The organism is Streptomyces sp. P17 (assembly GCF_032436805.1).
Lineage (GTDB): Bacteria > Actinomycetota > Actinomycetes > Streptomycetales > Streptomycetaceae > Streptomyces.
Genome location: NZ_JAVRBF010001533.1, coordinates 1 through 233, shown reverse-complemented (window position 1 = coordinate 233; position 233 = coordinate 1). Strand labels below are relative to the sequence as shown.

General features: G+C 60.9%; 1 protein-coding gene. It reads left to right on the top strand.

Annotated elements, in window-relative coordinates:
* Positions 1–181: hypothetical protein (locus tag RMT89_RS45600; protein WP_315889631.1), on the top strand; the 181-nt coding region annotated here is incomplete at its 5' end.
* Between the last annotated feature and the right edge of the window lie 52 nt (positions 182–233).

Sequence of the window (233 nt, the reverse complement as noted above, 5' to 3'; positions counted from 1 at the left end):
CACCCTGGCCACCAAGCTCTACGCGATCTTCGCGCTGTTCGCCCTGCTGACCGGGGTGAAACGGCCTGCCAGGCCGGCAGCATTCCCAGATCGATCGATTTGCATGTGGTCGGGGCCCGAATGGCCAGGAGCGGCCGGTGCGCGCGGTCGTGTAAAATTGATGCAAAACTATGCAGAATGAAGATGGACGCTGTGTTAACGCGCAAGTGTGGGGTGTGCGCCCTTTGTCGCAG